Raw genomic sequence first — 26,135 nt, forward strand, 5'->3', positions numbered from 1 at the left:
CCCGAGTGCGGTCGGCAACACCAGCCTCATTCGAATCTACCTGCGAGCACTGACAGCGCTCGCCCGCAGGGGGCTCGCCCCGCCAGAGGGCAAGGAGGATTCATCGAGTGTTTTCTTCGGGGTGTGCGACGGCTCACGGGCTGGTAGCCGCCCATACCCCGGACTGGTGATCTCAACCTCCGCTTGGCCCCTACCCACTCAAGCGGGCGACTCGTCCTCTTCTTCCTCGCCGGATTCGGCCAGTACGGGAGAGGCGTGGTGCGACCAGAGTTTCCAGCCCTCGGGTGTGCGGCGGAACACGTTCGTGGCGACGACGAGCTGGCCCACGAGCGGACCGAGTTCGTCGCTGTCCTCGGGCGACGGGCCGCCGCTGAGGATGTTCTCCGTACAGGTCACCAGGGCGGTGTCGCCGGTGACCGAAACGTGCACGTCGGTCAGGAAGAACTGGATGTACTCGGTGTTCGCCATGATCAGGGCGTACGACCTGAGGACCTCGCCGCGGCCGTTGAGCACCGGCCAGCCGGGGTGGACGCAGGAGACCTCGCCGGCCTGTGCGGGGTCGTGGTACTCCTCGTCGTGGCCCAGGTCGGACGGGGTCAGCCAGATCGACGACAGCACCTCGAAGTCGCCCCGCTCCATCGCCTCGTAGAAGGCGGTGTTGGCGAGTTCGACCTGCTCGACGTCCGTGTGCGGGGCGCTCACCGGTCTCCCTCTGCGGCTCGTGCGCCCTCCACGGCCCGGGCGACCCGGACGGCGTCGGCGGTGGCCCGTACCTCGTGGACGCGGACGGCCCACGCGCCCTGATGCGCGGCGAGCGCGGAGACGGCCGCGGTGGCGGCGTCCCGCTCCCTGGCGGGCGGCGGGGCGCCCTCGGGGCCCGCCAGAACGCGGCCCAGGAACCGCTTGCGGGAGGCCGCCACCAGCACGGGGTGCCCGAGCTCCCGGAGACGGTCGAGGTGGGCGAGCAGGATCAGGTCGTGCTCGGCCTCCTTGGAGAAACCGAGGCCCGGGTCGACGACTATGCGGTCCGCGGCGACACCGCCCGCCAGAACGGCCTCCACGCGTGCGTGCAGCTCGGCGACGACTTCGGAGACGACGTCCTCGTACGACCCCCGTACGGTGCTGCCCTGGAGGAAGCCGCGCCAGTGCATGACCACGAAGGGGGCGCCCGCGGCGGCGACGGCCGGGATCATCGCCGGGTCGGCGAGGCCGCCGCTGACGTCGTTGACGAGGACGGCGCCCGCGGCGAGCGAGCGCTCGGCCACGGAGGCGCGCATCGTGTCGACCGAGACGGTGACGCCCTCCGAAGCGAGGCCCCGGACCACGGGGATGACGCGCTTGAGCTCCTCCGCCTCGTCGACACGCGCGGCGCCGGGGCGGGTGGACTCGCCGCCTACGTCGACCAGGTCCGCGCCCTCCGCGACCAGGTCGAGGCCGTGCTTGACAGCGGCGGTCGTGTCGAACCAGTGGCCGCCGTCCGAGAAGGAATCGGGGGTCACGTTCACCACGCCCATGACCGCGCAGCGGTCCCACTCCGGGAGGCCCGCGACTTGGCTGCGCCCGCTCCTTTTGCTCATGTGCCCAGCCTAGGCCCCCGGCGGTTGGCGGTTGGTCGCGCTTGGTGGTGGGGGGCTCGTCCTGTTCGGCGGCTGATCGTTGTCTGTGGCTGGGGCCTATTGCCGCTTCGCGGCTGGTTTCCCGCCCACCCACTCGTGGATCGGGCTTCAAGGTTCGGGTTCAAGGCCTCGGCCCCCCGACGACCCCAGAAAGCAACCGACCGCCGCGCGGCGCGGGGGTGGGCGTCGCGTGGCGGTCGGGGTCTTTGGTGTGGGTGTGGGGACGGGGTGCGGAGGCGGTTACGCCGCTCGTACGTCTCGTTCCGTCACGGCGTGGGCGCAGGGGCGCGGGGCCGATGCGCGGCGGCGCAGGAGGCGGGGGAGGGCGAGGTTGACGAAGCCCTCGGCCTGCATGGCGGCGAAGCCGATGCGGGGGAGGTCGCGGGAGGAGCGGTAGACGACGAAACGGGGCTCCCAGTAGGGGCGGAACTTCGCGTTGAACTTGTAGAGCGACTCGATCTGGAACCAGCGGGAGAGGAACACCAGCAGACCCCGCCAGGCCCGCAGGACGGGGCCCGCGCCGATCTTCTCGCCGCGGGCCAGGGCCGCGCGGAACATCGCGAAGTTCAGGGAGACGCGGGTGATGCCCAGGCGGGGCGCCGCCTGGAGGGCCGCCACGATGAGGAGTTCGTTCATGCCGGGGTCCGCCGAGCGGTCGCGGCGCATGAGGTCGAGGGAGACCCCGTCCGCACCCCAGGGGACGAAGTGGAGCACGGCCTTCAGATCGCCGTACGGGCCCGGATCGGTGTCTTCCTTGTGGGCCGTCGCGATCAGACAGTCGCCGTCCTCCGGGTCGCCGATGCGGCCGAGCGCCATGGAGAAGCCGCGCTCGGTGTCCGTGCCGCGCCAGGCCTCCGCGGCCCGCCGGATCCGGTCCAGCTCGCCCTCGCTCAGGTCACGGATGCGCCGTACGCGGGTCTCGTAACCGGCTCGCTCGATGCGCTTCACCATCTGGCGTACGTTCCGCATCGCGCGTCCGGCCAGGGAGAAATCCGCGACCTTCACCACCGCCTCGTCGCCCAGCTCTAGGGCGTCGAGGCCGGTCTCGCGGGTCCAGACCTCGCCGCCCGTCTCGGAGCAGCCCATGACGGCGGGCGTCCAGGAGTGGGCCTTCGCCTCGTCCATGAAGCGTTCGATGGCGCCGGGCCAGGCCTCGACGTCGCCGATCGGGTCGCCGCTGGCGAGCATCACCCCGGAGACGACGCGGTACGTCACCGCCGCCTTGCCGCTCGGCGAGAAGACGACCGCCTTGTCGCGGCGGAGCGCGAAGTGGCCGAGCGAGTCGCGGCCGCCGTGCTTCTCCAGGAGGGCGCGCAGCCGTGTCTCGTCGTCCTCCGTCAGGCGTGCGGCCGGGTGTTCGGGACGGAAGGCCAGGTAGATGGTGGTCACGGCGGTCAGCAGGCCGAGGGCGCCGAGGGAGAAGGCCACCGTCCAGGACGTGTTGCCCTGGTAGTCGACCGGCCCCTCGAAGCCGAACAGGCCGTACAGCACATGGCTGATGCGGTCCGCGATGCTCGGGTTGCCGACCATCCGGTTGGAGTGGACGCTGACGATCAGCAGGCCGAGGAGGAGTGAACCCGCGCCCATGAGGACGAAGTTGGCCAGCGCCCGCCAGCGGCTGCGCGGGTCGGGCAGCGCCTCGAACTCACTGCGGTGGCGCAGCAGCGGGGCCAGCAGCGCCACCGAGATGAGGACCCCGATGAGCGAGTGCCGGTAGCTGAACTGGGCGAGGGCGCCCAGCGGGAGCAGTACCACGGCGGCCCGCCACGCCCGCCGTTTGCGCCGGCGCAGACCGTGGGCGAGGAGCAGCAGCAGGACGCCCGCGCTGAGGGACAGGGCGGCCGCGAACGGACCGAACGCGCCCGGCAGCACCTCGGCGAGTGTGTGCATACGGCTGTGGCGGAAGCGCGGGAAGACACCCGCCGCGATGTCCAGCAGCCCTACGAGCGTGCAGGCCCTGGCGACCAGGGCGGGAACGGCCTCGGGGCGCGGACCGCGGAGTACGCCCCGCAGTCGGCCCGTTCGAGCCGGAACCTCACCCGACAATTCCCCATCTATCCTGACAGACATCGCATCCCGTAGTTCCGCGAGAGACCTTGAATCCGGTGCCAATCCGGCATCCGGCGACATTGCGCCCTCTAGGACGGTGTCTTGGGGAGGCAGGTTCACTCCCCATCGGAAAACGGTTTTAAAGGGCAAGGAAAGACCGGGACAAGGCGCGGTCAAGGAGGCGGCGCCGGTCACCGGCCGGAAAGCGCAGGCAGGAACAGCCCATGGGTCTCACGAGCAACAAGGTGCTGGCATTCGCGGTCCTCTTCGCGGTGCTGCTGTTCGTCGGCACGGTGTGGTGGTGGCCGCGGCTCGCGCGGCGCAACTGGCGTGCCGTGTCCGGGCGGATCGGCCTCCTCCTGGCCACGCAGGTCGCGATCTTCGCGTCGATCGGCCTCGGCGCCAACCAGGCATTCGGGTTCTACGCCAGCTGGGCCGACCTCCTCGGCCAGGAGTCGGGCCAGGGCATCGTGGTCGACCACGACGCCGCGGGCACGAACGGTCCGCTCCAGGTGGTCGACACCCGACAGGTGAACGTCTCCGGCGGCACGCGGCCGCAGATCGGCGGCCAGATCCAGAAGGTCGACATCGTGGGCAGGCGGACCCATATCGCGTCCCCCGCGTACGTCTATCTGCCTCCGGAGTACTTCCAACCGCAGTACCGCACCCGTACGTTCCCGGCGGCTGTCGTGCTGACCGGCTATCCGGGTACCGCGGAGGCACTCATCAAGGGACTGCACTATCCGCAGACCGCCCACCGGCTGGCCAAGAACGGCACGATGCAGCCGATGATCCTGGTCATGATGCGGCCGACCGTCGCGCCGCCTCGCGACACGGAATGCGTGGACGTTCCTGGCGGCCCGAAGACCGAGTCGTTCTTCGCCAAGGACCTGCCCGACGCGGTATCGCACCACTACAGGGTGGGTAAAAAGCCCGGGAGCTGGGGAATCGTCGGCGATTCCACGGGTGGTTACTGCGCGCTGAAGCTCGCGATCCACCACCCGGAGACATACGCCGCCGGGGCCGGCCTTTCCCCCTACTACAGGGCGCCGAGCGACCCCACGACGGGCGATCTCTTCCACGGGAACGAGGAGTTGAAGAACCGCGCCGACCTTATGTGGTACCTGAAGCACAAGCCCGCGCCCGACACCTCCCTGCTCGTCAGCAGCAGCAGGAACGGCGAGAGCAACTACCAGGAGACGCTGCGGTTCATCGACCTGTTGCAGGCGAAGAAGCCGACCCGGATCTCGTCGATCATCCTCGACAGCGGAGGGCACAACTTCAACACCTGGCGGCGCGAGATCCCGGGGACCCTGCAGTGGATCAGCGGGCGGCTGAGCGACCGATGAGCGATCGCTGACGGGCTTTTCCCGGCCGGCGTCCTTTCCCGGACGTCGGCCGCCGGACGCCGGGAGAAAGCGTCGAGAACCCCGCTCGGAATTCGCGATCCGCGGGAGAAGGGTCGATTCGGGAGAAGGGCGATCAAGAAACAGCGGCCGCGCGGCGGCGGTTGGGGCGGCCGATGAGGGACCGAAGTCGTGGTCGTCGAGCGGCCGGTGCGGAGATTGCCCGGTGATGGTGCGGTGAGAAGGTCTCGGTGTGGCTGTGTTTTTGCACCGCGGGGCACCACGATTCGCCTACGCGCGGTAAGTTTCTGGCCATGCCACGAGGACGTCACCGCCATTCCCCACCTCTGCACCGGCTGTTGCCCCCCTCGGCGATCGCAGGCGTCTCCGCCGTCTGCGCCGCGGGGCCATGGCTGTTCTCCGAAACGCCGGTGCTCCGAGGGCTGGCCGCGGGTGCCGCGGCGACGGCTGTCGCGGGCGCGGTCGTCATGCGCCGCTGGGACGCGTCGGCGGGCAAACGCGTCGCGGACCTCACGCGCGCGCGTGCGAGCGACGAGTGGCGTCACGAGGAGCGGGCCGCCGAGCTGGAGACCGATCTCGACGAGTCGCGCGAGCTGCGCACCAAGCTGGAGCAGCGACTCCGTTCGAAACGTGCCGAGTTGCAGGGCCTGCGCAACGAACACGCCGCGCTGCTGCGGCGATACGCCACGGCGGAGACCGAGCGTGCCACCGCGCTGGAGGGCCGCCGGCTCCTTGAGATAGAGGCGACGGCTCCGGCCCGGGTGGCGTTGCCCGCGGCGGCTTCGATACCCCCGGACACCGACGAGACGGCGTCCGGCTCCGCCCAGGACACGGTTCCGGAGGCGACCGCGGCGACCGTCCAGGCCGCCCTCGCGGCGTCCGCGGCGGCCTCGGTCCTCTATGTGAAGGCCAACGCGGCGCTGGACCGGCTCGCGAAGGCCGCGGTCGTCGATGCGGCCGATGTGGTCGATGCGGCCGAGGTCGCGGGTTCTGCGGGTTCGGCCGGCGACTCCGCGGAGGACGTGTCCGAGGACGGCACGCCTGCTGAGGACGCCACGGCGGAGGACGGTTCGGCGACGGCCGACTCCGCGACGGCCGACTCCGCGACGGATTCGGCGATGGACGACTCCTCTGAAGCCGAGGCCGCCCCCGAGGACACCGCCCCCGCGGCGGCCGACTCGGTCTCCGACTCCGATTCCGACTCCGTCGAGGACGGTTCCGCTCAGGACGACACGGCGACGGACGGCTCCGGCCAGGACGCCCCGGCGGTCACGGGCGGCTCCGCCCCGAGCCCCTCCGTGAAGGGCGGTCCGGTCAAGCGGGCCACCACGAAGGGCGGTGGCCCCAAGGGTTCGCCCTCTCCGGGCGGCCCCGGCAAGCGGGCGCCGCGGCCGAACGGTTCGCCGAACGGCTCCGCCAAGGGCGCCTCCGCGGCCGGCAGCACCGTAACGGGTGCCCCGGCCAAGGGTGACGCCGGGCAGGAGGGCGAGACGCGGGGGAAGTCCGAGGCGGTCGGCGGGCATGAGCGCACGGCCGCCGCGACCGCACCGATATCAGCGAGGCCCGCTCAGGCCACGCAACCCGCGGAGACGGTACGGCCGCACGCGCAGGCCACGGCGATCGACGTGACGCCCCTTCAGTCCACGGCGACCCGCACCGCGCCCGCCCCCGAGCCGTCGCCGGGTACCGCCCTCGCGCGGCCCACCCCGTCCGAAGTGGCCCGTGTGCAGCGGCGGCCCGAGACCGGAGCGACGACCCACTCCCCGACGAGCGCGGCCGCCCTCACCCCCGCCGCGCGCCCCGCCGGGCACTTCACCGTGCCGACGGCCGTCGCGGTCGCGCCGGCCTCGCCCGCGCGACGCCCCTCCGTGGAGGGCGGGTTCGACTTCTTCGGTACGCAGAAGGGCGCCGAGGCGCTGGAGGCCGTACAGAACGAGGACCTCGCCGACGTGGTGGGCCAGGAGGCGCTCGCGCTCCACAAGGCCGAGTCCGAGTCCGAGTTCAAGCCCATCAGCGAGGAGTCCCGCGGTGTCGGCCAGGTCATCGACCTGACCGCGCACGACGAGACGGAACAGATCGACCTGGCGGAACTGCGCAGCGCGGTTTCGTAGAACCCGAAGGACTCGTACAACCCGTAGGGCTTCGCGTACGCGATGAGGGCAGTGGCGACCAACCCGCCACTGCCCTCACGCCGTTCGCTCCCCAGGCTCCTCACGAGCCGGTCGAGCGAGTCGTGCCCGTCGCGCCGCTCAGGCCATCCACCGGTCCGGCCGGGCCTCCCGCCGCCCCGTGCGCGAGCGGTCCGCCTGTCCGTACAGCAGCTCCGCCGCCTCGGAGGCGTCCCGCAGCCGGGCCGTCACGGCCTTGTTGGCGCCGGTGTCCACGCGGACGTCGGCCAGCCCCTTGCGGCGCTGCCACGGCCCCTGCTCCAGGCGCACGCTCTGCACCTTGGCGTGCGGCACGAGCGCGATGCTGCGGCGCAGCAGCCCGTGCCGGGCCACGAAGACGGTGTCGGTCACGGCGAGTCCGTAACCCCGCCACCAGAACGGCACGCACCAGCCCGCCCGGCGCGGCGGACGCGACAGTGAGGTGGGCACGGTCACCCCCGGCAGCACCCGCGCGACGACCGCGTCGGCGACCTCGCGCGGAGCGACCGGTACGAGTACGGAGTTGGACGAGCCCGCCACGTCCAGCTCGACCCGGACCCACCCGCGCCGCCGCCAGAGCAGCGGTTCGACGATGCGTACGGTCTGGACGCGCCCGGGCGGCACCGTCTCGTGCGTACGGTCGAGGAGCCCGTGGTCGATGCGGAGGCCGTCGGGGGACTCGCCCACGGTCCAGTCGTACTCGCCGACGAACCGTCCCACGCTGCTCGCGCCCGCAGCGCCGAGCAGCGGAAGCGCCGTCGCGAGTACCGTCCACACGCTGTGGGTGGCGAACCACAGGAGCGGCGGTACGACGAGGGCGGCGGCCAGCGTTCCCCAGGTGGCGCCGGTCAGGACGAGCGACACGGCGAGGACACCGGCGGGCACGTGGAGCAGCCGCCGCACCGGCGCCTCGCCCACCTCGTGCGCGGTCTCGGGCGCGAAACCGGCGGCCCGGGCGAGCAGTTCGGCCCGCAGTACCCGGGCCTCCTCCTGGCCCAGATAGGCCAGCTCGTCCTTCTTGTCGGTGCCGACGACGTCGAGTTTGAGTTTGGCGACACCGGCCACGCGGGCCAGCAGCGGCTGGGTGACGTCGACCGCCTGGAGCCGTTCGAGCCGGATGTGCGCGGTGCGCCGGAACACCAGGCCCGTACGGATGCGCAGTTCGGTGTCGGTCACCGCGAAGTGCGTGAACCACCAGCTCAGAAAGCCGTAGAGGGCGGCCCCCAGGACGGCTGCGACCAGGACGGCCGTCAGCGTCATCGTGGTGAGCCGCGTCAGCTGCCGCTGCGCCTGGTCGGGGTCGTGCACGGCCCAGCCGGCGATCACGGCGACGGGCGCCCACGCGCGCCGAAGCGGCGTCACGGGGTGCAGCCGCCGCTCGGTCGGCCCGGTCGTGTCCTTCCGCACGCCCTCGGCCGCCTCGTCCGGTACGGACACCTCGCCGGGCGCGGGCGCCTCCTCCGGTACGGGCCGGGGCTCGTCCCGTACGTCCTTGGAGGCGCCCGGCGTCGTCACAGTCCCGCCGATCGGGCCTCGCCCAGCTCGGTGAGCCGGTCGCGCAGCCGTTCGGCCTCGGCCGGGTCCAGCCCCGGAATGCGGGCGTCCGTCGCCGCGGCGGCCGTGTGCAGCTGCACACTCGCCAGCCCGAAGTGCCGCTCGACGGGGCCGGAGGTGACCTCGACCAGCTGCATGCGCCCGTACGGCACGACGGTCTCCTCGCGCCACAGCACACCCCGGCTGATCAGCAGGTCGTCCGCGCGCTCGGCGTACCGCCAGGACCGCCAGTTCCGGCCCAGCATCGGCCAGCCCCACAGCAGCAGCGTGAGCGGAAGCAGGGCGAAGGCGGCCCAGCCGGGCCCGGCGAGCAGGCCGAGCAGCAGGCCCGTACCGATGGTCAGCAGCCCCAGCCACACCACCAGCAGCAGCCGTCGCATTCTCAGCAGCCCCGGCGGGAGTCCGATCCACACCGGCTCGCCCGCCGCCTGCCCCGCTGTCCGCCCCGCGTTGTCCGAGGTCCCGGTCTCCATGCCGCAAGCGTACGTACGCGACACTGTTCCCATGACTCCTGCGTTGGGTCCCACGGAGACCACAGTCGGTATCGGCGGCGCCGCGGAGAGCACCGACATGGTGCTCAACATCGGGCCCCAGCACCCGTCCACACACGGCGTGCTGCGGCTGAGGCTCGTCCTCGACGGTGAGCGGATCCAGCACGCGGAGCCGGTGATCGGCTATATGCACCGCGGCGCGGAGAAGCTCTTCGAGGCGCGCGACTACCGCCAGATCATCATGCTGGCCAACCGCCACGACTGGCTCTCCGCCTTCTCCAACGAGCTGGGCGTGGTCCTCGGCGTGGAGCGGATGCTCGGCATGGAGGTCCCCGAGCGCGCGGTATGGACGCGCACACTGCTCGCGGAGCTGAACCGGGTCCTGAACCACCTGATGTTCCTGGGCTCGTACCCCCTGGAACTGGGCGGGATCACGCCGATCTTCTACGCCTTCACCGAGCGCGAGGAACTCCAGCACGTCATGGAGGAGATCTCCGGCGGGCGCATGCACTACATGTTCAACCGGGTCGGCGGCCTCAAGGAGGACATGCCCGCCGGATGGACCACTCGCGCGCGTGCGTCCGTCGCCGGAGTGCGCTCCCGCATGGACCGCTTCGACGACCTGGTCCTCGGCAACGAGATCTTCCGCGGGCGTACGAGGGATGTGGGCGTCCTCTCCCAGGCGGCCGTGCACGCCTACGGAGTGAGCGGTCCCATCGCCCGCGCCTCCGGCGTCGACTTCGACCTGCGCCGGGACGAGCCGTATCTCGCCTACGGGGAGCTCCAGGACACCCTGAGGGTCGTCACGCGCCAGGAGGGCGACTGCCTGGCCCGCTTCGAGTGCCTCCTGGAGCAGACCCACGTCGCGCTCGACCTCGCCGACGCCTGCCTGGACCGGCTCGCGGAGCTGCCCCCCGGCCCCATCAACCAACGGCTCCCGAAGGTCCTGAAGGCCCCCGAGGGCCACACGTACGCCTGGACCGAGAACCCCCTCGGCATCAACGGCTACTACCTCGTCAGCAAGGGCGAGAAGACCCCGTACCGGCTGAAGCTCCGCTCGGCGTCGTACAACAACATCCAGGCGCTGGCGGAACTGCTGCCGGGCACGCTGGTCGCGGACATGGTGGCGATCCTGGGGTCGCTGTTCTTCGTGGTCGGGGACATCGACAAGTAGGCCGCTGTCGGGGCTCCGGGAAAATCGTGCTCTACGTAGAGGGCTGTTTTCCGCGGGAGAGCGGGTTCGGAATTCCAACCGGCTGGAGCAGCCACCCGAAGTCGCCGAGTCCGCCCCGGGCGGTCAGCTCGGCGGCCTCGCCCGCGCCCGCGAGGGCCCGTACGTACGCCGTCGGGTCCGTGGAGGCCAGGCTCAGGGACGGCCGCCCCCCGCTCACCCCGAGTGCTCCCAGCGCCTCCCGCTGGCTCAGCAGCCGTGCCCCGGGCAGGGCGCACGCGTCCAGCGCCACATGCGCGGTGATGTCACAGGAGCCGTCGGGCACGGGTGCGGTCTCCCTGCCCTCCCTGAACCCGGTCAGCGTCCCGAAGGGCGGCCGCGCCCCCGCGAAGTGCGCGTAGTCCACGGCGACGGCGAGACCCCGCCCGAGGGAGGCCACGGCGGCTTCCCAGGCGTCGTCCCTGGGAAGCCCGATCTCGGCGCGGAGGCCGTCGGCAGCCTGACCGTGAGGGCCGCAAAGTCCGTGAAGGCCTTGAGCGGGGCCCTGGAGGCCCGCTGCGGGCGGGCGGACCTCCTCGGGCGGGTCCTCGGGCGGGGGCGGGCCGTCCGGGGCTCCAGGGAGCGGCAGCGGGCTGCCCGGAGTCCTGGTGAGCGGCCACCACCTCGCCAGCCACTCCGCCTCCGCCCCGGTCACCGGTTCCCCGAGGGACTCCGTCCCGTCCTCCCGTACGAGAACGAGCCGTGCCGTCCCCTCCGTGTCCACCTCGGCCACGTCCAGGGGCACGTTGTCGAGCCACTCGTTGGCGAACAGGAGGCCCGTGACGCCCGGCGGGGGCTGCGGGAGCCACTCGATCCGGTGATCGAGTCCGGCGGGGCGGGCGGCCCGTTCCACGGCGTACCCGCGCGCGCGGGAGGCCACTTCGGCGGGGAGCGCCTTCAGGACGCCGGTCACCAGCTCGCCGCGGCCCGCGCCCATGTCGACGAAGGCGAGTTCGGCGGGGTGGTCCAGCGCCTCGTCGACGAGAAACAGGAGCCGGGCCACGGCCCCCGCGAACAGCGGTGACGCGTGCACCGAGGTGCGGAAATGGCCCGCGGGCCCCTCCGGGCGGCGATAGAAACCGGAGGGCCCGTACAGCGCCTCCTCGGTCGCCGGGCGCCACCCGCGCACCCCGCCCGCGCTCTCACGCTTCACTGCGCCCACCACTGCTCCCGACCGCTTCCACCGCGTCAGGTTAAGCGCCAAGTCGAATCGGGCCTCCACCTTGGGGAGTACGAGCACCGGTTACGGATCGACCCTCCGGTTGACCCCTGCACACAGCACGCTTCCCTACGCTGGGTTACGTGCAGCGCCTCTATGACTTTCTCCGCAGGCACCCGATGTGGGTCGACAGCTTCTGGGCCGTCTTCCTGCTCGGGATCTCTGTCGTGGGCGGAACCGTGAACCAGGAGGCCACCGGGACCGACCTCCCGGTCGTCGTCGTCCCGGTCACCCTGCTCCTCTGCCTGGTGATCGCGCTGCGCAGGCGCATGCCCGAGATGATGCTGCTGCTGGCCGTCGCCGTCGGCGTGGCACAGCTGGCACTGGACGTGGCGGTGGTGCCGGCCGACTTCGCGCTGCTGGTGATCAGCTTCACCGTGGCGTCGAACGGCACGCGCTGGGCCTCCCGGCTCGCCCTGACCGCAGGTCTGTTCGCGGCGCCGCTCTCGCAGCTGCGCTGGCCGGACGAGAACACGAGCGGCGCCGGCCACGTCGCGATAGTGGTCTTCCAGATGGTCCCGTTCGCCCTCGCCTGGGTGCTCGGCGACTCCCTGCGCACCCGCCGCGCCTACTTCGCGCAGCTGGAGGAGCGGGCCGCCCGTCTGGAGAAGGAGCGCGAGGCGCAGGCCAAGGTCGCCGTCGCCGCCGAGCGCGCCCGGATCGCCCGCGAGCTGCACGACGTGGTCGCGCACAACGTCTCGGTGATGGTGGTCCAGGCCGACGGCGCGGCGTACGTCCTCGACTCCGCTCCCGACCAGGCCAAGAAGGCCCTGGAGACCATCTCCGGGACGGGCCGGCAGGCCCTCGCCGAGATGCGCCGCCTCCTGGGCGTACTGCGCACCGGCGAACACCAGGAGTCCGGCGAGTACGTGCCGCAGCCCGACGTCGAGCAGCTCGACGACCTCGTCGAGCAGTGCCGCACCTCCGGACTCCCCGTCGACTTCAAGATCGAGGGGACTCCGCGCCCCCTGCCCAGCGGCGTGGAGCTCACGGCGTACCGCATCGTGCAGGAGGCCCTCACCAACACCCGCAAGCACGGGGGGCCGAACACGGGTGCGAGCGTGCGCCTGGTCTACTTCGACGACGGTCTCGGCCTGCTCGTCGAGGACGACGGCCAGGGCGCCCCGCACGAGCTGTACGAGGAGGGCGGCGCCGACGGCCGGGGCCACGGCCTGATCGGGATGCGCGAGCGCGTCGGTATGGTCGGCGGCACCCTGGACGCCGGGCCGCGGCCGGGCGGCGGTTTTCGCATCAGCGCCCTGCTTCCGCTCAAGCCGGCCCACTGACACGTGCACGCTTCAGCTCCACGAACCGACCGGAGGACCTTCCCATGCCGATCCGCGTGATGCTCGTCGACGACCAGGTGCTGCTGCGCACCGGGTTCCGGATGGTGCTCGACGCCCAGCCGGACATGGAGGTCGTGGCGGAGGCGGGCGACGGCGTCGAGGCCCTCCAGGTGCTGCGCGCGACCGGGGTCGACGTGGTGCTCATGGACGTACGCATGCCGAAGCTGGACGGCGTGGAGACCACCCGTCGCATCTGTCAGGACGAGAACCCGCCGAAGGTGCTGATCCTGACCACCTTCGACCTCGACGAGTACGCCTTCTCGGGGCTCAAGGCCGGTGCCTCCGGCTTCATGCTCAAGGACGTGCCGCCCGGTGAGCTCCTCACCGCGATCCGTTCCGTGCACAGCGGCGACGCGGTGGTCGCGCCCTCCACGACCCGGCGCCTGCTCGACCGGTTCGCGCCGATGCTGCCCAGCGCCGGCAAGGACCCCCAGCACAAGGAGCTGGAGCGGCTCACCGGGCGCGAGCGCGAGGTGATGATCCTGGTCGCGCAGGGCCTGTCGAACGGCGAGATCGCGGCCCTGCTCGTCCTCTCCGAGGCGACGGTCAAGACCCATGTGGGCCGCATCCTCACCAAGCTGGGCCTGCGCGACCGCGTCCAGGTCGTCGTTCTCGCCTACGAGACGGGTCTGGTGCGGGCCGGGGGCGGGGGACAGGGCTGACCACCGTCCGGGGGCGGGCGGAGCAGCTGTGGACCGACCGACCAGACCACGGCCGCCAGGAGGGCCGACCGCATCGCGGCTGATCCCGTTCGGCCGCGCGCCTCTTGGGGCGTACGGCGGCCGCGGGTGCCCCCGGTCCGTGGTGGCGCTCAGCGCAGGATGCCCTCCAGGAAGTCGCTGCCCAGGCGGGCCACCATCGTGACGTCCAGCTGGTGCAGGACGTACCGTCCGCGGCGGCGGGTGGTGAGCAGGCCCGCCTTCTTCAGGACACTCAGGTGCCGGGATATCTCGGGCGCCGTCATGCCGTGCGTCTGGGCCAGCTCGCTCGTGGTGAAGGCGCTGCGGGCCAGGCTGCGGCACAGGCGCATCCGCACCGGGTGGGACAGGGCCGTCATCCGCAGCGTCAGCTGCTCGACGGACGGCGGGGCCGCCGGCTCGGGGGAGCCGACCGGGTAGTGCAGCACCGGCTGCCAGCCGTACCGGTGCAGCACCATGAGGTGGGGCCAGCCGAGGCTTGTCGGCACCAGCAGCAGGCTGCTGTCCCGGACCGTGGTGTGGCCGCTGCCCAGCTTGTCGACGGTGACGCGGCCGGCCGCCTCGTCGAGTGTCACCGCGGGCGACACCGAGGCCAGCGCCTCGGCCAGGCCCCTGCGTCTGAGCAGGTCCGTCTTGCGGCGGGCGTCCGCGGCGAGCTGGTGGCGCAGCCGGGACCAGGTCTCCGCGAAGAAGGCCTCGTCGCAGTCCTCCAGGAACTGGCGCAGCCAGGCGCGGATCCTGGGCGGGTCCTCCAGCAGCCGCGCGGTGAACTCCGCCGGCCGGGGTCCGCGCGCGGCGGCCAGCTCCAGCGCGCGCCGACGGGCCCCGGCATCGGTGAGCGCGCCCGCGCCCTGCGCGTCGTAGGGCAGCGCGCAGGTGAATTCGAGGGCCGCGTCCACGAACTGGTCGTCCGTCAGTTTGTCGAGCAGGTCCAGGTCCTCGGCGAGGGTGGCGCCGGGGAGCGCGGTGCCGCCGCCCACCCCCGCATACGGCAGGAACAGGTCCGAGAAGGTCGTACGCCACAGGAAGTCGGCCTCGCACATCCGGTCCGCCAGATGCGGGTCGAGCCGCGCGGTCACTCCGGTCGCCCAGCCCTGCAGCCCGGGGTGGTGCCCCGGCTCGGCCAGCGCGTGCAGCGCCATGCAGAGCTCGGCGAGGGGCGAGGGCACGACGGCCACCCGCTCCCTACGGAGCCCGGAAATGTCGATGGTCACGCTCATGACCTCATGGTGCACCCCGCCACTGACAACGCGGCCGTCGATTGACGACGCCGGTCAATCGACGCGACGCCCCGGCCGGGGCGTGCGCAAGCTGGGATCACAGACCGGGGCAACCGCGGGGCCCACGGAGTTCACGTCCGTACCCAGTCCCGAAGAGGCGATCCGCCATGAGCATCACCCAGCAGTACCTCATCGACACCTACCGCGCCCGGCAGCACGGCGACCCGACCCCGCCGGCCCCCGGCACCCACGACTGGCAGGTCATGCGCGAACTGGCCGACCACCGCCGTTTCCGCGCGGGCCTGACCCGACGTCAGGCCCGGGGCCGCATACGGGCGATGCTGACCCGGCTGCTCGGGCAGCACCGAGGGGCACCGAGGCGCACTGACGCACACTGAGGGGCCGACTCCTCGGGCACCGGACGGCCCGGCCCCTCAACGCGGCAGCCGTGCCACGAAGTCGGCGACCGCCGCGCGGACGTCCTCCGCGGTCCACTCCAGCCCCGACGCGGCCACCGTGACCTCGGTGAACGCCAGACCGGGTCCACCCCGCTGCCAGACCTGCGGGAACAGGCCGGTCTTCGTCTCCTCGGCCTGCAGCGTCCCCGCGTCGGTGAGGACATCGGCGTCGTACGGCAGCCAGACCTGGAACTGGTGCGTGTGCGGCTCCTCGGGGTGGACCCGGGCCCAGGGCACCCCCGCCCCGGCGAACCCCTCGCGCAGTGCCGCGGCGACCACGCGCGCGTGGGCCACGTACTCCGGGAGCCGGGGCAGCTCCTTCTCCAGTCCGATCAGCGCGGACAGGGCGGTGGGGAACTGCTGGAGGATCTGCCCGCCGTAGCGGTGGCGCCAGGCCTTCGCCTCGTCGACGAGCGTCTTCGGGCCCGCGAGGGCGGCACCGCCGAATCCGTCGAGCGACTTGTAGAACGAGACGTAGACGCTGTCCGCGAGGTCCGCGATCTCGGCCAGGGAGTGGCCGAGACGGGTGGTGCACTCCCACAGGCGGGCCCCGTCGATGTGCACCACGGCGTCGCGTTCGCGCGCCGCGTCCGTGACGGCGACCAGTTCCTCCCAGGAGGGCAGGACGAAACCGGCCTCCCTGAGGGGCAGTTCGAGGAACAGCGTCCCGAAGGGCTCCTCCAGGTCGCGCACCTCCTCGGCGGAGGGCATCCGCGGCTCGCGTGTCGGATGGACGGTCCGCAGATTGCTGACCGTGCTGAGGGAGTGCCGTTCGTGGACCTCCGGGTGGGAGAGGGGATGCATCGCCACCGTCGTACTGCCCGTACGGCCCGCCCAGCAGCGCAGCGCGACCTGCTGGGCCATGGTGCCCGAGGGGAAGAAGGCGGCGGCCTCCTTGCCGAGCAGAGCCGCGACCCGCTCCTCCAGGGTCTCGACGATCCCGTCGCCGTACATGTCCACCGGCTTGTCCAGGTCGTACACGTCCGGTGCCGCGTCCGTCAGCCGGGCCAGCAGCTCACCGACCGTGGCGCGGAAACCGGGCCGCCACAGCACCCGCCGCGCCCCTCGCCAGGCGACCCGGCGCCGCTCGCGCCGCTGCTCTGCCGTCTCTTCGGCCGTCTCTTCGGCCGTCTCTTCGGCGGGCCGCCCCGCCGAACCGTCCACCGCCTGTTCCGCCGCCCGCCCGGCCACCTGTTCCGCCTGTTCCGCTGTCCGCTCCACCGCTTGCCCCGCCCTATCGCCCATGCCCGGATCATGCAGGACACCACGGCGGCAGGGCATGTGAATTCCCCACAGCCTGTGGACAACAAAACGACCCTCGGACCAATCGCGTTAACATGACGAGAAATCGTCCGGTACCCCGAGCGGACTGGAACGGAAGGCCGCCGTCGAGTGAGTACATTCCCCCAGCCAGACCCCAAGGACCGCCCCGCGCGGCTCACCGTCGGTGTGGTCGGCGCCGGACGCGTGGGCCCCGCCCTCGCCGCGTCGCTGCAGCTCGCCGGACACCGCCCGGTGGCCGCCTCCGGCGTCTCCGACGCCTCCAGGCGACGAGCGGCGCAGCTGCTGCCCGACGTGCCGCTGGTGACCCCCGAGCAGGTCCTGGAGCGGGCCGACCTGGTGCTCCTGACCGTCCCGGACGACGCCCTGCCGGGACTGGCGGAGGGCCTCGCCGAGACCGGTGCCGTACGGCCGGGACAGCTCATCGTGCACACCTCCGGGCGGTACGGCACGAGGGTCCTGGACCCCATGCTGCGCGCCGGTGCGCTGCCGCTCGCGCTGCACCCCGCGATGACGTTCACCGGCACCCCGGTGGACGTGCAGCGTCTCGCCGGGTGCTCCTTCGGGGTCACCGCGCCCGAGGAGCTGCGGCTGGCCGCCGAGGCCCTGGTCATCGAGATGGGCGGCGAGCCCGAGTGGATCGCCGAGGCCTCCCGGCCGCTCTACCACGCGGCCCTCGCGCTCGGTGCCAACCACCTGGTGACACTGGTCGCCGAGTCCATGGAGCTGCTGCGCGCGGCGGGCGTCGAGGCCCCGAACCGGATGCTGGGCCCGCTGCTGGGCGCGGCCCTGGACAACGCGCTGAGGTCGGGCGACGCGGCCCTCACGGGACCGGTGGCGCGCGGTGACGCGGGCACGGTGGCGGTGCACGTCGCCGAGTTGCGCAAGCACGCCCCCCAGACCGTCGCCGGCTATCTGGCGATGGCCCGCGCGACCGCCGACCGGGCCCTCGCCCACGGCCTGCTCAAGCCGGAACTCGCCGAGGACCTCCTCGGGGTACTCGCCAACGGGACGGCCGGGACAGCTGGAACCGCCGGCCCGGGCCGAACGAACGCAGCCGACGGACTCGACGGACTCGACGGATCAGACGGATCAGACGGATCAGACGGACCGGACGGACCCGAAGGAGACGCCCGATGACGCGCGCAGGTGCCGAGAACGGAGCCACCCGATGACCACCACCGTGCTGCGCACCGCCGACGAGCTCCACGCGCGCGTGCGCACCGGCCGCCGTGCCGTCGTGATGACCATGGGCGCCCTGCACGAGGGGCACGCGACGCTGATCCGCACCGCCCGTGAGATCGCGGGCGACGGTCTCGCGGGCGACGGCGAGGTCGTCGTCACCGTCTTCGTGAACCCCCTCCAGTTCGGCGCGGGCGAGGACCTCGACCGCTACCCGCGCACCCTGGACGCCGACGTCAAGATCGCCGAACAGGCGGGCGCGGACGTCGTGTTCGCCCCTGCCGTGGACGAGGTCTACCCGGGCGGCGAACCCCAGGTCCGCATCAGCGCGGGCCCCATGGGCGAACGCCTGGAGGGCTCGACGCGACCCGGGCACTTCGACGGCATGCTCACCGTCGTCGCCAAGCTGCTGCACCTCACCCGCCCCGACGTGGCGCTGTACGGGCAGAAGGACGCCCAGCAGCTCGCCCTGATCCGCCGCATGGTGCGCGACCTGAACTTCGGCATGGAGATCGTCGGCGTCCCGACGGTGCGCGAGGCGGACGGCCTGGCCCTGTCCAGCCGCAACCGCTATCTGTCGGCCACCGAGCGCCGTACCGCGCTCGCCCTGTCCCAGGCCCTGTTCGCGGGCGGCGACCGGCACGCCGCGCAGGAGGCCCTGCGCGCGCGTGCCCGTGAGGTGCCCGCCACGCACGCGCGTGCCGCGGCCCTCAGCGCCATCGGCGAGTCCCGCGCCGCGGCCGACACGCACGCCGTCGCCAAGGCGGCCCCCGGCGGCCCCGCCGCGGTCCGCGCCGCCGCCCGCCTGGTCCTCGACGACGCGGCCCGCCTCAAGCCGCCGCTCGCGCTGGACTACCTCGCGCTGGTCGATCCGTCCGACTTCACCGAGATCCCGGACGACCACACCGGCGAGGCGGTCCTCGCCGTCGCCGCCCGGGTCGGGACGACCCGGCTGATCGACAACATTCCTCTGACCTTCGGAGCCGCCTCGTGACCAGCACAGGCACCAGCACAGGCATACGTCTGCACGCGCCCGCACCCGGCTGGGCCGTCACCGCCGACGTCGTGGTCGTCGGCTCCGGAGTCGCCGGACTCACCGCGGCCCTGCGCTGCGACGCCGCCGGCCTGCGCACCGTCGTCGTCACCAAGGCACGCCTCGACGACGGCTCCACCCGCTGGGCCCAGGGCGGCATAGCCGCGGCCCTCGGCGAGGGCGACACCCCCGAGCAGCACCTCGACGACACGCTGGTGGCGGGCGCGGGCATGTGCGACGAGAACGCCGTCCGCATCCTCGTCACCGAGGGCCCCGACGCCGTACGCCGGCTCATCGAGACCGGCGCCCACTTCGACGAGTCCGAAGAGGGCGGCCTGGCGCTGGCCCGTGAGGGCGGCCACCACCGCCGCCGCATCGCCCACGCGGGCGGCGACGCCACCGGCGCCGAGATCTCCCGGGCCCTCGTCGAGGCGGTACGCGCGCGTGGCCTGCGTACGGTCGAGAACGCGCTCGTCCTGGACCTCCTCACGGACGCCGACGGACGCACCGCGGGTGTGACCCTGCACGTCATGGGAGAGGGCCAGCACGACGGCGTGGGAGCCGTCCACGCCCCCGCCGTGGTCCTCGCCACCGGCGGCATGGGCCAGGTCTTCTCGGCGACCACCAACCCCTCCGTCTCCACCGGCGACGGCGTGGCGCTCGCGCTGCGCGCCGGAGCCGAGGTCAGCGACCTCGAATTCGTGCAGTTCCACCCGACCGTGCTGTTCCTCGGCGCGGACGCCGAGGGCCAGCAGCCGCTGGTCTCCGAGGCGGTCCGCGGCGAGGGCGCCCACCTGGTCGACGCGGGCGGCGTGCGCTTCATGGCCGGCCAGCACGAACTGGCCGAGCTCGCCCCCCGCGACATCGTCGCCAAGGGCATCACGCGGCGCATGCAGGAGCAGGACGCCGAGCACATGTACCTGGACGCCCGGCACTTCGGCGCCCACATGTGGGAGCACCGCTTCCCGACGATCCTCGCCGCCTGCCGCGCCCACGGCATCGACCCGGTGACCCAGCCCGTCCCGGTCGCCCCGGCCGCCCACTACGCCTCCGGAGGCGTCCGCACGGACTCCCGGGGCCGTACGACCGTCCCGGGCCTGTACGCGTGCGGCGAGGTCGCCTGCACCGGCGTCCACGGCGCCAACCGGCTCGCCTCCAACTCCCTCCTGGAGGGCCTGGTCTACGCCGAGCGCATCGCCGCCGACATCGTGGGCGGCCACGAGGAGAACAGCCTCCACGCGCGCGTGCCCGCGCCGGTCGCCCACCCGGAGAAGCCCGCCCACCCACTGCTCGCCCCCGAGGCACGCTTCGCGATCCAGCGGATCATGACCGACGGCGCCGGAGTCCTGCGCTCGGCCGCCTCCCTGGAGACCGCGGCCGAGCGCATCCAGCGGCTGCACACCGACGCCCGCGACGCCCTCGACGTGAACGGCAAGACGGCCGAGCCCGGCGTCGACACCTGGGAGGCCACCAACCTCCTGTGCGTGGCCCGCGTCCTCGTCTCCGCCGCCCGGCTGCGCGAGGAGACCCGCGGCTGCCACTGGCGCGAGGACAAAGGTGAACGGGACGACACGAACTGGCGCCGCCACATCGTCGTACGGCTGAATCCCGACCGGACACTCGCCGTACACACCACCGACACCCCAGACTTCCCCCCGACACAGCAGTCCCGTCCCCAGGAGCAGTGACAGAAGTGAGCACCCCCGACCTTCCCCTCCTCACCGGCGGTGGCTGCGGTGACGGCTGCGGCTGCGGCGCCGCAGGGGAGTACGACGCAGACTCCCCCGAATTCGCGGCGTACGCCGAGTGCGGGCTCGACCCGGCCCTCGCACAGCTCCTGACCGATGCCGGGCTCGACCCCGTCGAGATCGAGGACATCGCCCATCTGGCCATCGAGGAGGACCTCGACCACGGCGTGGACGTGACCACGGTCGCGACCATTCCCGAAGAGGCCGTCTCCACCGCCGACTTCACCGCCCGCGAGGCAGGTGTCGTCGCGGGCCTCAGGGTCGCCGAGGCGGTCGTCTCCGTGGTCTGCACGGACGAGTTCGAGGTCGAGCGGCACGTCGACGACGGCGACCGTGTCCAAGCGGGCCAGAAGCTCCTGAGCGTCACGACCCGCACCCGCGACCTGCTGACGGCCGAGCGCAGCGCCCTGAACCTCCTGTGCCGTCTCTCCGGCATCGCGACGGCCACGCGCGCGTGGGCGGACGTTCTGGAGGGCACCGGCACGCGCGTGCGCGACACCCGCAAGACGACGCCGGGACTGCGCTCCCTGGAGAAGTTCGCGGTCCGCACGGGCGGCGGCGTCAACCACCGCATGTCCCTCTCGGACGCGGCCCTCGTCAAGGACAACCACGTGGTCGCCGCCGGCGGCGTCGCCCAGGCCTTCAAAGCCGTACGGGAGACCTTCCCGGACGTGCCGATCGAGGTCGAGGTCGACACCCTGGACCAGCTCCGCGAGGTCGTGGACGCGGGCGCCGACCTGATCCTCCTGGACAACTTCACACCCGGCGAGTGCGAGGAGGCCGTCGCCATCGTCGACGGCCGCGCACTCCTGGAGGCCTCGGGCCGCCTCACCCTGGACACCGCCCCGACGTACGCGAAGACAGGCGTCGACTTCCTCGCGGTGGGCGCCCTCACACACTCCTCGCCCATCCTCGACATCGGCCTCGACCTGCGCGAGGCCACCGAGCCCTCCGGGACGTCCGAAGTCCCCGAGACGTCCGAGGCCTCCGGCGCGTCGACGACGAGCGAGGCTGAGTAGGCATGCTGCTCACGATCGACGTAGGCAACACGCACACCGTCCTCGGCCTCTTCGACGGCGAGGACATCGTCGAGCACTGGCGCATCTCCACGGACGCGCGCCGCACCGCGGACGAGCTGGCCGTACTGCTCCAGGGCCTGATGGGCATGCACCCGCTCCTCGGCGACGAGCTGGGCGACGGCATCGACGGCATCGCGATCTGCTCGACCGTCCCCTCGGTCCTGCACGAGCTGCGCGAGGTGACCCGCCGCTACTACGGCGACGTACCCGCCGTCCTCGTCGAGCCGGGCATCAAGACGGGCGTCCCGATCCTGATGGACAACCCCAAGGAGGTCGGCGCCGACCGCATCATCAACGCGGTCGCGGCCGTCGAGCTCTACGGCGGACCGGCCATCGTCGTCGACTTCGGCACGGCGACGACGTTCGACGCGGTCTCCGCGCGCGGGGAGTACGCCGGCGGCGTCATCGCCCCCGGCATCGAGATCTCGGTCGAGGCACTCGGCGTCCGCGGCGCCCAGCTCCGCAAGATCGAGATCGCCCGCCCCCGCACCGTCATCGGCAAGAACACCGTCGAGGCCATGCAGTCGGGCATCATCTACGGCTTCGCGGGCCAGGTCGACGGAGTCGTCAACCGCATGGCCCGAGAACTCGCCGACGACCCCGATGACGTCACGGTCATCGCGACCGGCGGCCTGGCCCCCATGGTCCTGGGCGAGGCCTCGGTCATCGACGAACACGAACCGTGGCTGACCCTGATCGGCCTCCGCCTGGTCTACGAACGAAACGTGTCCCGCACGTAGGCGCCCCGACAGGGGTGCGGGGCTGTGCCGATTCGCGGCTCGGCCGCGTGGGCGCGAGCAACCCGGAACGACCCGCGGACAACGCGCGTCCCCCGGTCCCGCCCACCCGCAGCCGACAACCGAACCGGCGGAGCCACCCCCGTCGGTACGGCGAGGCGAAGCCACGCCACACCGGCACCCGATCTACGGATTTTGTCTGATTAGCGCGTATCGTCGCGAGCATGCCCACGCCCTATGGATCCCGCGGCGGCATGGCGTTCGGTGCGGAGGAGCTGCGTGTGCTCCGACGTGCGCTCGCTCTCGCCCTCCACCCCCGCCCCGCCTCGGCGGAGGACGTCCAGGACTGCCTCCGCCTGGCGGAGGCAGTCGACGAGGCGGCCCACGAGGGCGCCCGGCTGCGCGCCTTCCTGCTGGCCGACCTCGCCCGCTACCGCGCCGCGCTCCCCGGCACGGCGGCCGGCTACCTGACGCTCCTTGAGGAGGCCCTCGTGGTCGGCTACCGCCCGGTCCCCGACGACCTCGCCGCGCTGCGAGCCCTGCGCGGCAACCCCGTCGCGGCCACCCTCCTCGACCGCTGCCACGACCTCGCGGAGCAGGACGTACGCCTGCGTCTCGCCCTCCGTACGGTCCCGGCCTCCCGCGGTCGGGCGCGCACCCGTCTGACGGCCCTCCAGGGTGGCCTCGCCGCCACGGAGGAACCGGGCAGGAAGCCGGCGGAAAAGCCCGCCGAGAAACCGGCCGCCCCCCAGCCCAAACCGCAGTCCCCGCGCCGCGACCGTCCCATCCCCACCCCCGGCGAGGTCTTCCCCCCGAGGCGCAAACCGGCCGCCCCGCCCACGAACGCGCCGCGGCAGCTCGCCGCGGTCTAGCCGCACCCGGGGGCGGTCCACGCCACCCCCACCCCTCACCCGCCCCGCGGCCCCTGGCTACTCTGGACGGCATGGAATACGTCTCCGCGCTCGTGCCCCCGGTAGTGATGGCCGTGTTCTTCACCGGTCTGATCGTGACGATCGTGAAGACCCAGGGCGGCGCCAACAAGGCCAAGGAGGACGCGGTCGTCGACGCGGCCCTCGCCCGCGCCGAGAGCGCCCGCCAGGCCTCCCGCGACACCGGCGCCTGAGCTTCACCCGGGCGCCTGACGACGTCCACGCCCGTGGCGTACGACTCATCAGTTTTTCGAGTCGTACGCCCTTTTTGTTGCTGTTTGTCATCCAAAGCCACGTCCACCACGTGATCGGTGACATCTCCCCCTATTGTTCTGAGCTGTGCCTCGCCCATTGGGAGAACTCGAAGACGCGGTCATGACGCGGGTGTGGAAGTGGAACCGCCCGGTGACCGTTCGGGAAGTCCTGGAAGACCTTCAGCAGGAGCGGTCCATCGCGTACACGACGGTGATGACCGTTTTGGACAATCTCCATCAGAAGGGCTGGGTACGTCGCGAAGCCGAAGGCCGGGCCTATCGATATGAGGCGGTCTCCACCCGGGCCGCCTACGCGGCGGCACTGATGAACGAAGCCTGGACCCAGAGCGACAACCCGGCCGCCGCTCTCGTCGCCTTCTTCGGCATGATGTCCCCGGAACAGCGCGAAGCACTGCGCGATGCCGTGCGTATGGTCCAAGGACCGGAGGAAACCCTCGCACCACAGAACCCGACGGCCGAGAACCCGACGGCGGAGAACCCGACGGCCGAGAAGCCGGTGGCCGAGAACCCTGCAGTCGAGAACCCCGCCGCCGCTGGGGGCGAGACCGGGCGATAGCGTCCGCTCATGCCAGCAGAGCAGCCCGAAGCCGCCACTAATGCCCTCACCGTCCGCCGGGCCAGGACCAGCGATGTCCCGGCGGTTCGCCGCCTCCTCGACGCGTACGTCCGCGGCGGCATCCTGCTCGACAAAGCGACGGTGACGCTTTACGAGGACATCCAGGAGTTCTGGGTCGCCGAACGCGACACCGGTTCAACTTCGGAGGTCGTGGGCTGCGGCGCTCTGCACGTCATGTGGGAAGACCTCGCGGAAGTCCGCACTCTCGCCGTGGACGGCTCGATGAAGGGCGCCGGCGTCGGACATCAGTTGCTGGGGAAGTTGCTGGAGACCGCCCGCTGGCTCGGTGTTCGCCGCGTATTCTGCCTGACCTTCGAAGTCGACTTCTTCGCGAAGCACGGCTTCGTGGAGATCGGTGAGACACCTGTTGACACCGATGTCTACGCCGAGCTGTTGCGTTCCTATGACGAGGGCGTGGCCGAGTTCCTCGGTCTCGAACGAGTGAAACCGAACACCTTGGGCAACAGCCGGATGCTTCTGCATCTGTGATCGCCGACCCGTAATACCCGTGGCATACCCCTGCCACTACCCCGGCGGCCCTTGCCCGCGGGCCCTATGTCCGAAACGCGCACGTTTCCGGTCTTCCCGGGTCCGTCGGTCTCCGCCAGGGGTTTGTGTTTTTCCAGCAAAAGCGGTTTGCTTTCCGACGTACTGCAGTAGTGCATATAACAGGGACTGAAACAGCGGCGGCCGCCGCGGACCCCGTCCCTGAAGATATCGATGAAAGGAAATCCGGTGGCACAGAAGGTTCAGGTCCTTCTTGTCGACGACCTCGACGGTGGCGAGGCGGACGAGACCGTGACGTTCGCGTTGGACGGCAAGACGTACGAGATCGATCTCACGACTGCCAATGCGGACAAGCTCCGTGGACTTCTTGAGCCCTACGTCAAGGGCGGTCGTCGTACCGGAGGCCGCGCCTCGGGGAGCCGTGGAAAGGCGCGCGCCGCTTCCGGTGGCAGCCAGGACACCGCGCAGATCCGCGCGTGGGCGAAGGAGAACGGCTACGAGGTCAATGACCGCGGTCGCGTTCCGGCGTCCATTCGTGAGGCTTACGAGAAGGCCAACGGCTGAGAGAGGCCTACGACAAGGCCAAAGGCTGAGCACAGGAACGGCGCAGCCGGATGCGATGGCATTCCGTCGCCATCGTGTCCACGAGTCGTACGAGATCGGGGGCGCCCCCAACGCCCCCACCGAGCGCCGACAGTGTCGGCAGCGACGGCTCCACCTCGCGGCCAGGCTCAGGGGGCCGCAGCCAGACGGCGGCCCCCTGCGAGCCGTCCGCGGCGGTATCCGCAGGCGCGGCGGTGTTCACGGGCCTGTGTGACGTACGCGCAGGGATATGTACGGGGGTCCCTGCGAGTCGCGGAGCGCCGGGTGGCCGCGCGCCGGACGCCCCTGTGCCGGACGCCCGTGTACCGGGCGGCAGCGGCGCCTCGATGCGCCCGCCCTCGCCGATCGCCCTGAGATCCAGCGCGAGAGCCCCCCACTCCAGCCAGTCGAGCAGCCCGGGCAGTTCGTCCGCGCTTCCGGCCGCCACCAGAATCCGCATCCGGTCCGCCCGCACGGCCACCGGAGAGCCCGGCCCCAGATGCCGCAGCGCCGCGTACCCCGCCTCCACCGGTGCGTCCAGTACGTCGAAACGCAGCCCCGTCGGCAGGTCCACGGGAGTGCCGGGCACGGTCGGCCAGCCCAGTTCGTTCTCGTACCAATGCCGGACCGTGCGACTCGTGTGGCTCGGGTGGTCCGAGTCGCTCAGGTGGCTCGGGTCGAGGGGCCGGCGGGGAGAAGGGACCGTGGGGACCATGCAGGGCCAACCGTCAGAGCGGCGTCCGAGTTACGCTGGGTGGCTTCGCGTGTGCGCGGAGTGTCCGAAAAGTGGG

24 protein-coding genes and 1 pseudogene are annotated in these 26,135 nt (G+C 71.9%); 16 read left to right on the top strand and 9 right to left on the bottom strand.

Features of this window, described 5'->3' with window-relative positions:
• Positions 1–198: 198 nt before the first annotated feature.
• The 3 genes from ACH4YP_RS41720 to ACH4YP_RS41730 form a co-directional block, all read right to left on the bottom strand.
• Complete coding sequence (locus tag ACH4YP_RS41720) at positions 199–702, bottom strand: nuclear transport factor 2 family protein (protein WP_200397460.1); 504 nt, start codon at positions 700–702, stop codon at positions 199–201.
• Complete coding sequence (folP, locus tag ACH4YP_RS41725) at positions 699–1,577, bottom strand: dihydropteroate synthase (protein ID WP_143640407.1); 879 nt, start codon at positions 1,575–1,577, stop codon at positions 699–701. Before folP ends, ACH4YP_RS41720 begins: the two co-directional genes overlap by 4 nt.
• Before the next feature lie 279 nt (positions 1,578–1,856).
• Entirely contained in the window at positions 1,857–3,662 is a 1,806-nt protein-coding gene (locus ACH4YP_RS41730; protein ID WP_361050079.1) for a phosphatidylglycerol lysyltransferase domain-containing protein, read from the bottom strand.
• 227 nt (positions 3,663–3,889) lie between these two features.
• On the opposite strand from ACH4YP_RS41730, the gene ACH4YP_RS41735 reads away from it, so the two are divergent.
• Positions 3,890–5,014, top strand: coding sequence for an alpha/beta hydrolase-fold protein (locus tag ACH4YP_RS41735; RefSeq protein ID WP_361050076.1), 1,125 nt, complete (start codon positions 3,890–3,892; stop codon positions 5,012–5,014).
• Between the two features lie 311 nt (positions 5,015–5,325).
• Positions 5,326–7,143, top strand: a complete 1,818-nt coding sequence (locus ACH4YP_RS41740; protein WP_398496384.1) for a hypothetical protein — start codon at positions 5,326–5,328, stop codon at positions 7,141–7,143.
• 138 nt (positions 7,144–7,281) lie between these two features.
• Here ACH4YP_RS41740 and ACH4YP_RS41745 read toward each other — a convergent pair whose 3' ends face one another.
• Both ACH4YP_RS41745 and ACH4YP_RS41750 read right to left on the bottom strand, forming a co-directional pair.
• A complete protein-coding gene (locus ACH4YP_RS41745; protein WP_398496386.1) occupies positions 7,282–8,694 on the bottom strand; it encodes a PH domain-containing protein in 1,413 nt (470 codons plus the stop codon).
• Positions 8,691–9,206: a PH domain-containing protein gene (locus ACH4YP_RS41750; protein WP_361050071.1), complete on the bottom strand. Its 516-nt coding sequence runs from the start codon at positions 9,204–9,206 to the stop codon at positions 8,691–8,693. The genes ACH4YP_RS41745 and ACH4YP_RS41750 overlap by 4 nt, the downstream gene beginning before the upstream one ends.
• Positions 9,207–9,237: 31 nt before the next feature.
• Between ACH4YP_RS41750 and ACH4YP_RS41755 the strand changes: the two genes are divergently transcribed.
• Positions 9,238–10,398 (top strand): NADH-quinone oxidoreductase subunit D, encoded by a 1,161-nt coding sequence (locus ACH4YP_RS41755; RefSeq protein ID WP_398496388.1) that lies wholly within the window; start codon positions 9,238–9,240, stop codon positions 10,396–10,398.
• 31 nt (positions 10,399–10,429) lie between these two features.
• Here ACH4YP_RS41755 and ACH4YP_RS41760 read toward each other — a convergent pair whose 3' ends face one another.
• Positions 10,430–11,587 carry an SAM-dependent methyltransferase gene (locus ACH4YP_RS41760; RefSeq protein WP_398496439.1) on the bottom strand — a complete coding sequence of 386 codons (1,158 nt, stop codon included), beginning with the start codon at positions 11,585–11,587 and terminating at the stop codon, positions 10,430–10,432.
• A 149-nt stretch (positions 11,588–11,736) separates the two neighbouring features.
• Here ACH4YP_RS41760 and ACH4YP_RS41765 point away from each other — a divergent pair, with 149 nt between their 5' ends.
• Positions 11,737–12,939, top strand: coding sequence for a sensor histidine kinase (locus ACH4YP_RS41765; protein WP_361050065.1), 1,203 nt, complete (start codon positions 11,737–11,739; stop codon positions 12,937–12,939).
• Between the two features lie 44 nt (positions 12,940–12,983).
• Positions 12,984–13,661, top strand: coding sequence for a response regulator (locus ACH4YP_RS41770; RefSeq protein ID WP_398496391.1), 678 nt, complete (start codon positions 12,984–12,986; stop codon positions 13,659–13,661).
• Positions 13,662–13,810: 149 nt separating this feature from the next.
• Here ACH4YP_RS41770 and ACH4YP_RS41775 read toward each other — a convergent pair whose 3' ends face one another.
• A complete protein-coding gene (locus tag ACH4YP_RS41775) occupies positions 13,811–14,917 on the bottom strand; it encodes a DUF5937 family protein (RefSeq protein WP_398496393.1) in 1,107 nt (368 codons plus the stop codon).
• A gap of 167 nt (positions 14,918–15,084) precedes the next feature.
• Here ACH4YP_RS41775 and ACH4YP_RS41780 point away from each other — a divergent pair, with 167 nt between their 5' ends.
• On the top strand, positions 15,085–15,315 hold the full coding sequence (locus ACH4YP_RS41780; RefSeq protein ID WP_398496395.1) for a hypothetical protein: 231 nt from the start codon (positions 15,085–15,087) through the stop codon (positions 15,313–15,315).
• A 36-nt stretch (positions 15,316–15,351) separates the two neighbouring features.
• On the opposite strand, the gene ACH4YP_RS41785 is transcribed toward ACH4YP_RS41780, so the two are convergent.
• Entirely contained in the window at positions 15,352–16,620 is a 1,269-nt protein-coding gene (locus ACH4YP_RS41785) for a threonine aldolase family protein (protein WP_398496397.1), read from the bottom strand.
• Positions 16,621–16,767: 147 nt separating this feature from the next.
• Between ACH4YP_RS41785 and ACH4YP_RS41790 the strand changes: the two genes are divergently transcribed.
• The 10 genes and pseudogenes from ACH4YP_RS41790 to ACH4YP_RS41835 all read left to right on the top strand — a co-directional run bounded on the left by ACH4YP_RS41790 (position 16,768) and on the right by ACH4YP_RS41835 (position 25,326).
• The gene (locus tag ACH4YP_RS41790; protein ID WP_361050050.1) at positions 16,768–17,796 is read left to right on the top strand and encodes a DUF2520 domain-containing protein; all 1,029 of its coding nucleotides are present in this window, start codon (positions 16,768–16,770) and stop codon (positions 17,794–17,796) included.
• Positions 17,797–17,827: 31 nt separating this feature from the next.
• On the top strand, positions 17,828–18,832 hold the full coding sequence (gene panC / locus ACH4YP_RS41795; RefSeq protein WP_398496399.1) for a pantoate--beta-alanine ligase: 1,005 nt from the start codon (positions 17,828–17,830) through the stop codon (positions 18,830–18,832).
• Entirely contained in the window at positions 18,829–20,559 is a 1,731-nt protein-coding gene (locus ACH4YP_RS41800) for an L-aspartate oxidase (protein ID WP_398496401.1), read from the top strand. The genes panC and ACH4YP_RS41800 overlap by 4 nt, the downstream gene beginning before the upstream one ends.
• Before the next feature lie 5 nt (positions 20,560–20,564).
• Positions 20,565–21,560 (top strand): annotated as a pseudogene (gene nadC, locus ACH4YP_RS41805) (carboxylating nicotinate-nucleotide diphosphorylase); the annotation flags it as partial.
• Between the two features lie 80 nt (positions 21,561–21,640).
• Complete coding sequence (locus ACH4YP_RS41810) at positions 21,641–22,438, top strand: type III pantothenate kinase (protein WP_306939291.1); 798 nt, start codon at positions 21,641–21,643, stop codon at positions 22,436–22,438.
• Between the two features lie 251 nt (positions 22,439–22,689).
• Positions 22,690–23,307, top strand: coding sequence for a hypothetical protein (locus tag ACH4YP_RS41815; RefSeq protein WP_361050327.1), 618 nt, complete (start codon positions 22,690–22,692; stop codon positions 23,305–23,307).
• Between the two features lie 71 nt (positions 23,308–23,378).
• Entirely contained in the window at positions 23,379–23,558 is a 180-nt protein-coding gene (locus tag ACH4YP_RS41820) for a hypothetical protein (RefSeq protein ID WP_361050041.1), read from the top strand.
• A 181-nt stretch (positions 23,559–23,739) separates the two neighbouring features.
• Positions 23,740–24,195 (top strand): BlaI/MecI/CopY family transcriptional regulator, encoded by a 456-nt coding sequence (locus ACH4YP_RS41825; protein WP_398496441.1) that lies wholly within the window; start codon positions 23,740–23,742, stop codon positions 24,193–24,195.
• Positions 24,196–24,204: 9 nt separating this feature from the next.
• A complete protein-coding gene (locus tag ACH4YP_RS41830; protein WP_361050035.1) occupies positions 24,205–24,744 on the top strand; it encodes an amino-acid N-acetyltransferase in 540 nt (179 codons plus the stop codon).
• A gap of 246 nt (positions 24,745–24,990) precedes the next feature.
• Positions 24,991–25,326: an Lsr2 family protein gene (locus tag ACH4YP_RS41835; RefSeq protein WP_055618215.1), complete on the top strand. Its 336-nt coding sequence runs from the start codon at positions 24,991–24,993 to the stop codon at positions 25,324–25,326.
• Positions 25,327–25,333: 7 nt separating this feature from the next.
• On the opposite strand, the gene ACH4YP_RS41840 is transcribed toward ACH4YP_RS41835, so the two are convergent.
• On the bottom strand, positions 25,334–26,059 hold the full coding sequence (locus tag ACH4YP_RS41840; protein WP_398496403.1) for an SCO3374 family protein: 726 nt from the start codon (positions 26,057–26,059) through the stop codon (positions 25,334–25,336).
• Positions 26,060–26,135: the final 76 nt, after the last annotated feature.

Origin of the sequence: Streptomyces sp. NPDC020747 (assembly GCF_044334695.1) — a bacterium.
GTDB lineage: Bacteria > Actinomycetota > Actinomycetes > Streptomycetales > Streptomycetaceae > Streptomyces.

Excerpts from the sequence above, each read along its gene's own strand:
- folP (WP_143640407.1), bottom strand. The coding sequence starts at position 1,577 with ATGAGCAAAAGGAGCGGGCGCAGCCAAGTCGCGGGCCTCCCGGAGTGG.
- ACH4YP_RS41735 (WP_361050076.1), top strand. The coding sequence starts at position 3,890 with ATGGGTCTCACGAGCAACAAGGTGCTGGCATTCGCGGTCCTCTTCGCG.
- ACH4YP_RS41740 (WP_398496384.1), top strand. The coding sequence starts at position 5,326 with ATGCCACGAGGACGTCACCGCCATTCCCCACCTCTGCACCGGCTGTTG.
- ACH4YP_RS41750 (WP_361050071.1), bottom strand. The coding sequence starts at position 9,206 with ATGGAGACCGGGACCTCGGACAACGCGGGGCGGACAGCGGGGCAGGCG.
- ACH4YP_RS41755 (WP_398496388.1), top strand. The coding sequence starts at position 9,238 with ATGACTCCTGCGTTGGGTCCCACGGAGACCACAGTCGGTATCGGCGGC.
- ACH4YP_RS41770 (WP_398496391.1), top strand. The coding sequence starts at position 12,984 with ATGCCGATCCGCGTGATGCTCGTCGACGACCAGGTGCTGCTGCGCACC.
- ACH4YP_RS41775 (WP_398496393.1), bottom strand. The coding sequence starts at position 14,917 with ATGAGCGTGACCATCGACATTTCCGGGCTCCGTAGGGAGCGGGTGGCC.
- ACH4YP_RS41780 (WP_398496395.1), top strand. The coding sequence starts at position 15,085 with ATGAGCATCACCCAGCAGTACCTCATCGACACCTACCGCGCCCGGCAG.
- ACH4YP_RS41785 (WP_398496397.1), bottom strand. The coding sequence starts at position 16,620 with ATGGGCGATAGGGCGGGGCAAGCGGTGGAGCGGACAGCGGAACAGGCG.
- panC (WP_398496399.1), top strand. The coding sequence starts at position 17,828 with ATGACCACCACCGTGCTGCGCACCGCCGACGAGCTCCACGCGCGCGTG.
- ACH4YP_RS41810 (WP_306939291.1), top strand. The coding sequence starts at position 21,641 with ATGCTGCTCACGATCGACGTAGGCAACACGCACACCGTCCTCGGCCTC.
- ACH4YP_RS41815 (WP_361050327.1), top strand. The coding sequence starts at position 22,690 with ATGGCGTTCGGTGCGGAGGAGCTGCGTGTGCTCCGACGTGCGCTCGCT.
- ACH4YP_RS41820 (WP_361050041.1), top strand. The coding sequence starts at position 23,379 with ATGGAATACGTCTCCGCGCTCGTGCCCCCGGTAGTGATGGCCGTGTTC.
- ACH4YP_RS41825 (WP_398496441.1), top strand. The coding sequence starts at position 23,740 with ATGACGCGGGTGTGGAAGTGGAACCGCCCGGTGACCGTTCGGGAAGTC.
- ACH4YP_RS41830 (WP_361050035.1), top strand. The coding sequence starts at position 24,205 with ATGCCAGCAGAGCAGCCCGAAGCCGCCACTAATGCCCTCACCGTCCGC.
- ACH4YP_RS41840 (WP_398496403.1), bottom strand. The coding sequence starts at position 26,059 with ATGGTCCCCACGGTCCCTTCTCCCCGCCGGCCCCTCGACCCGAGCCAC.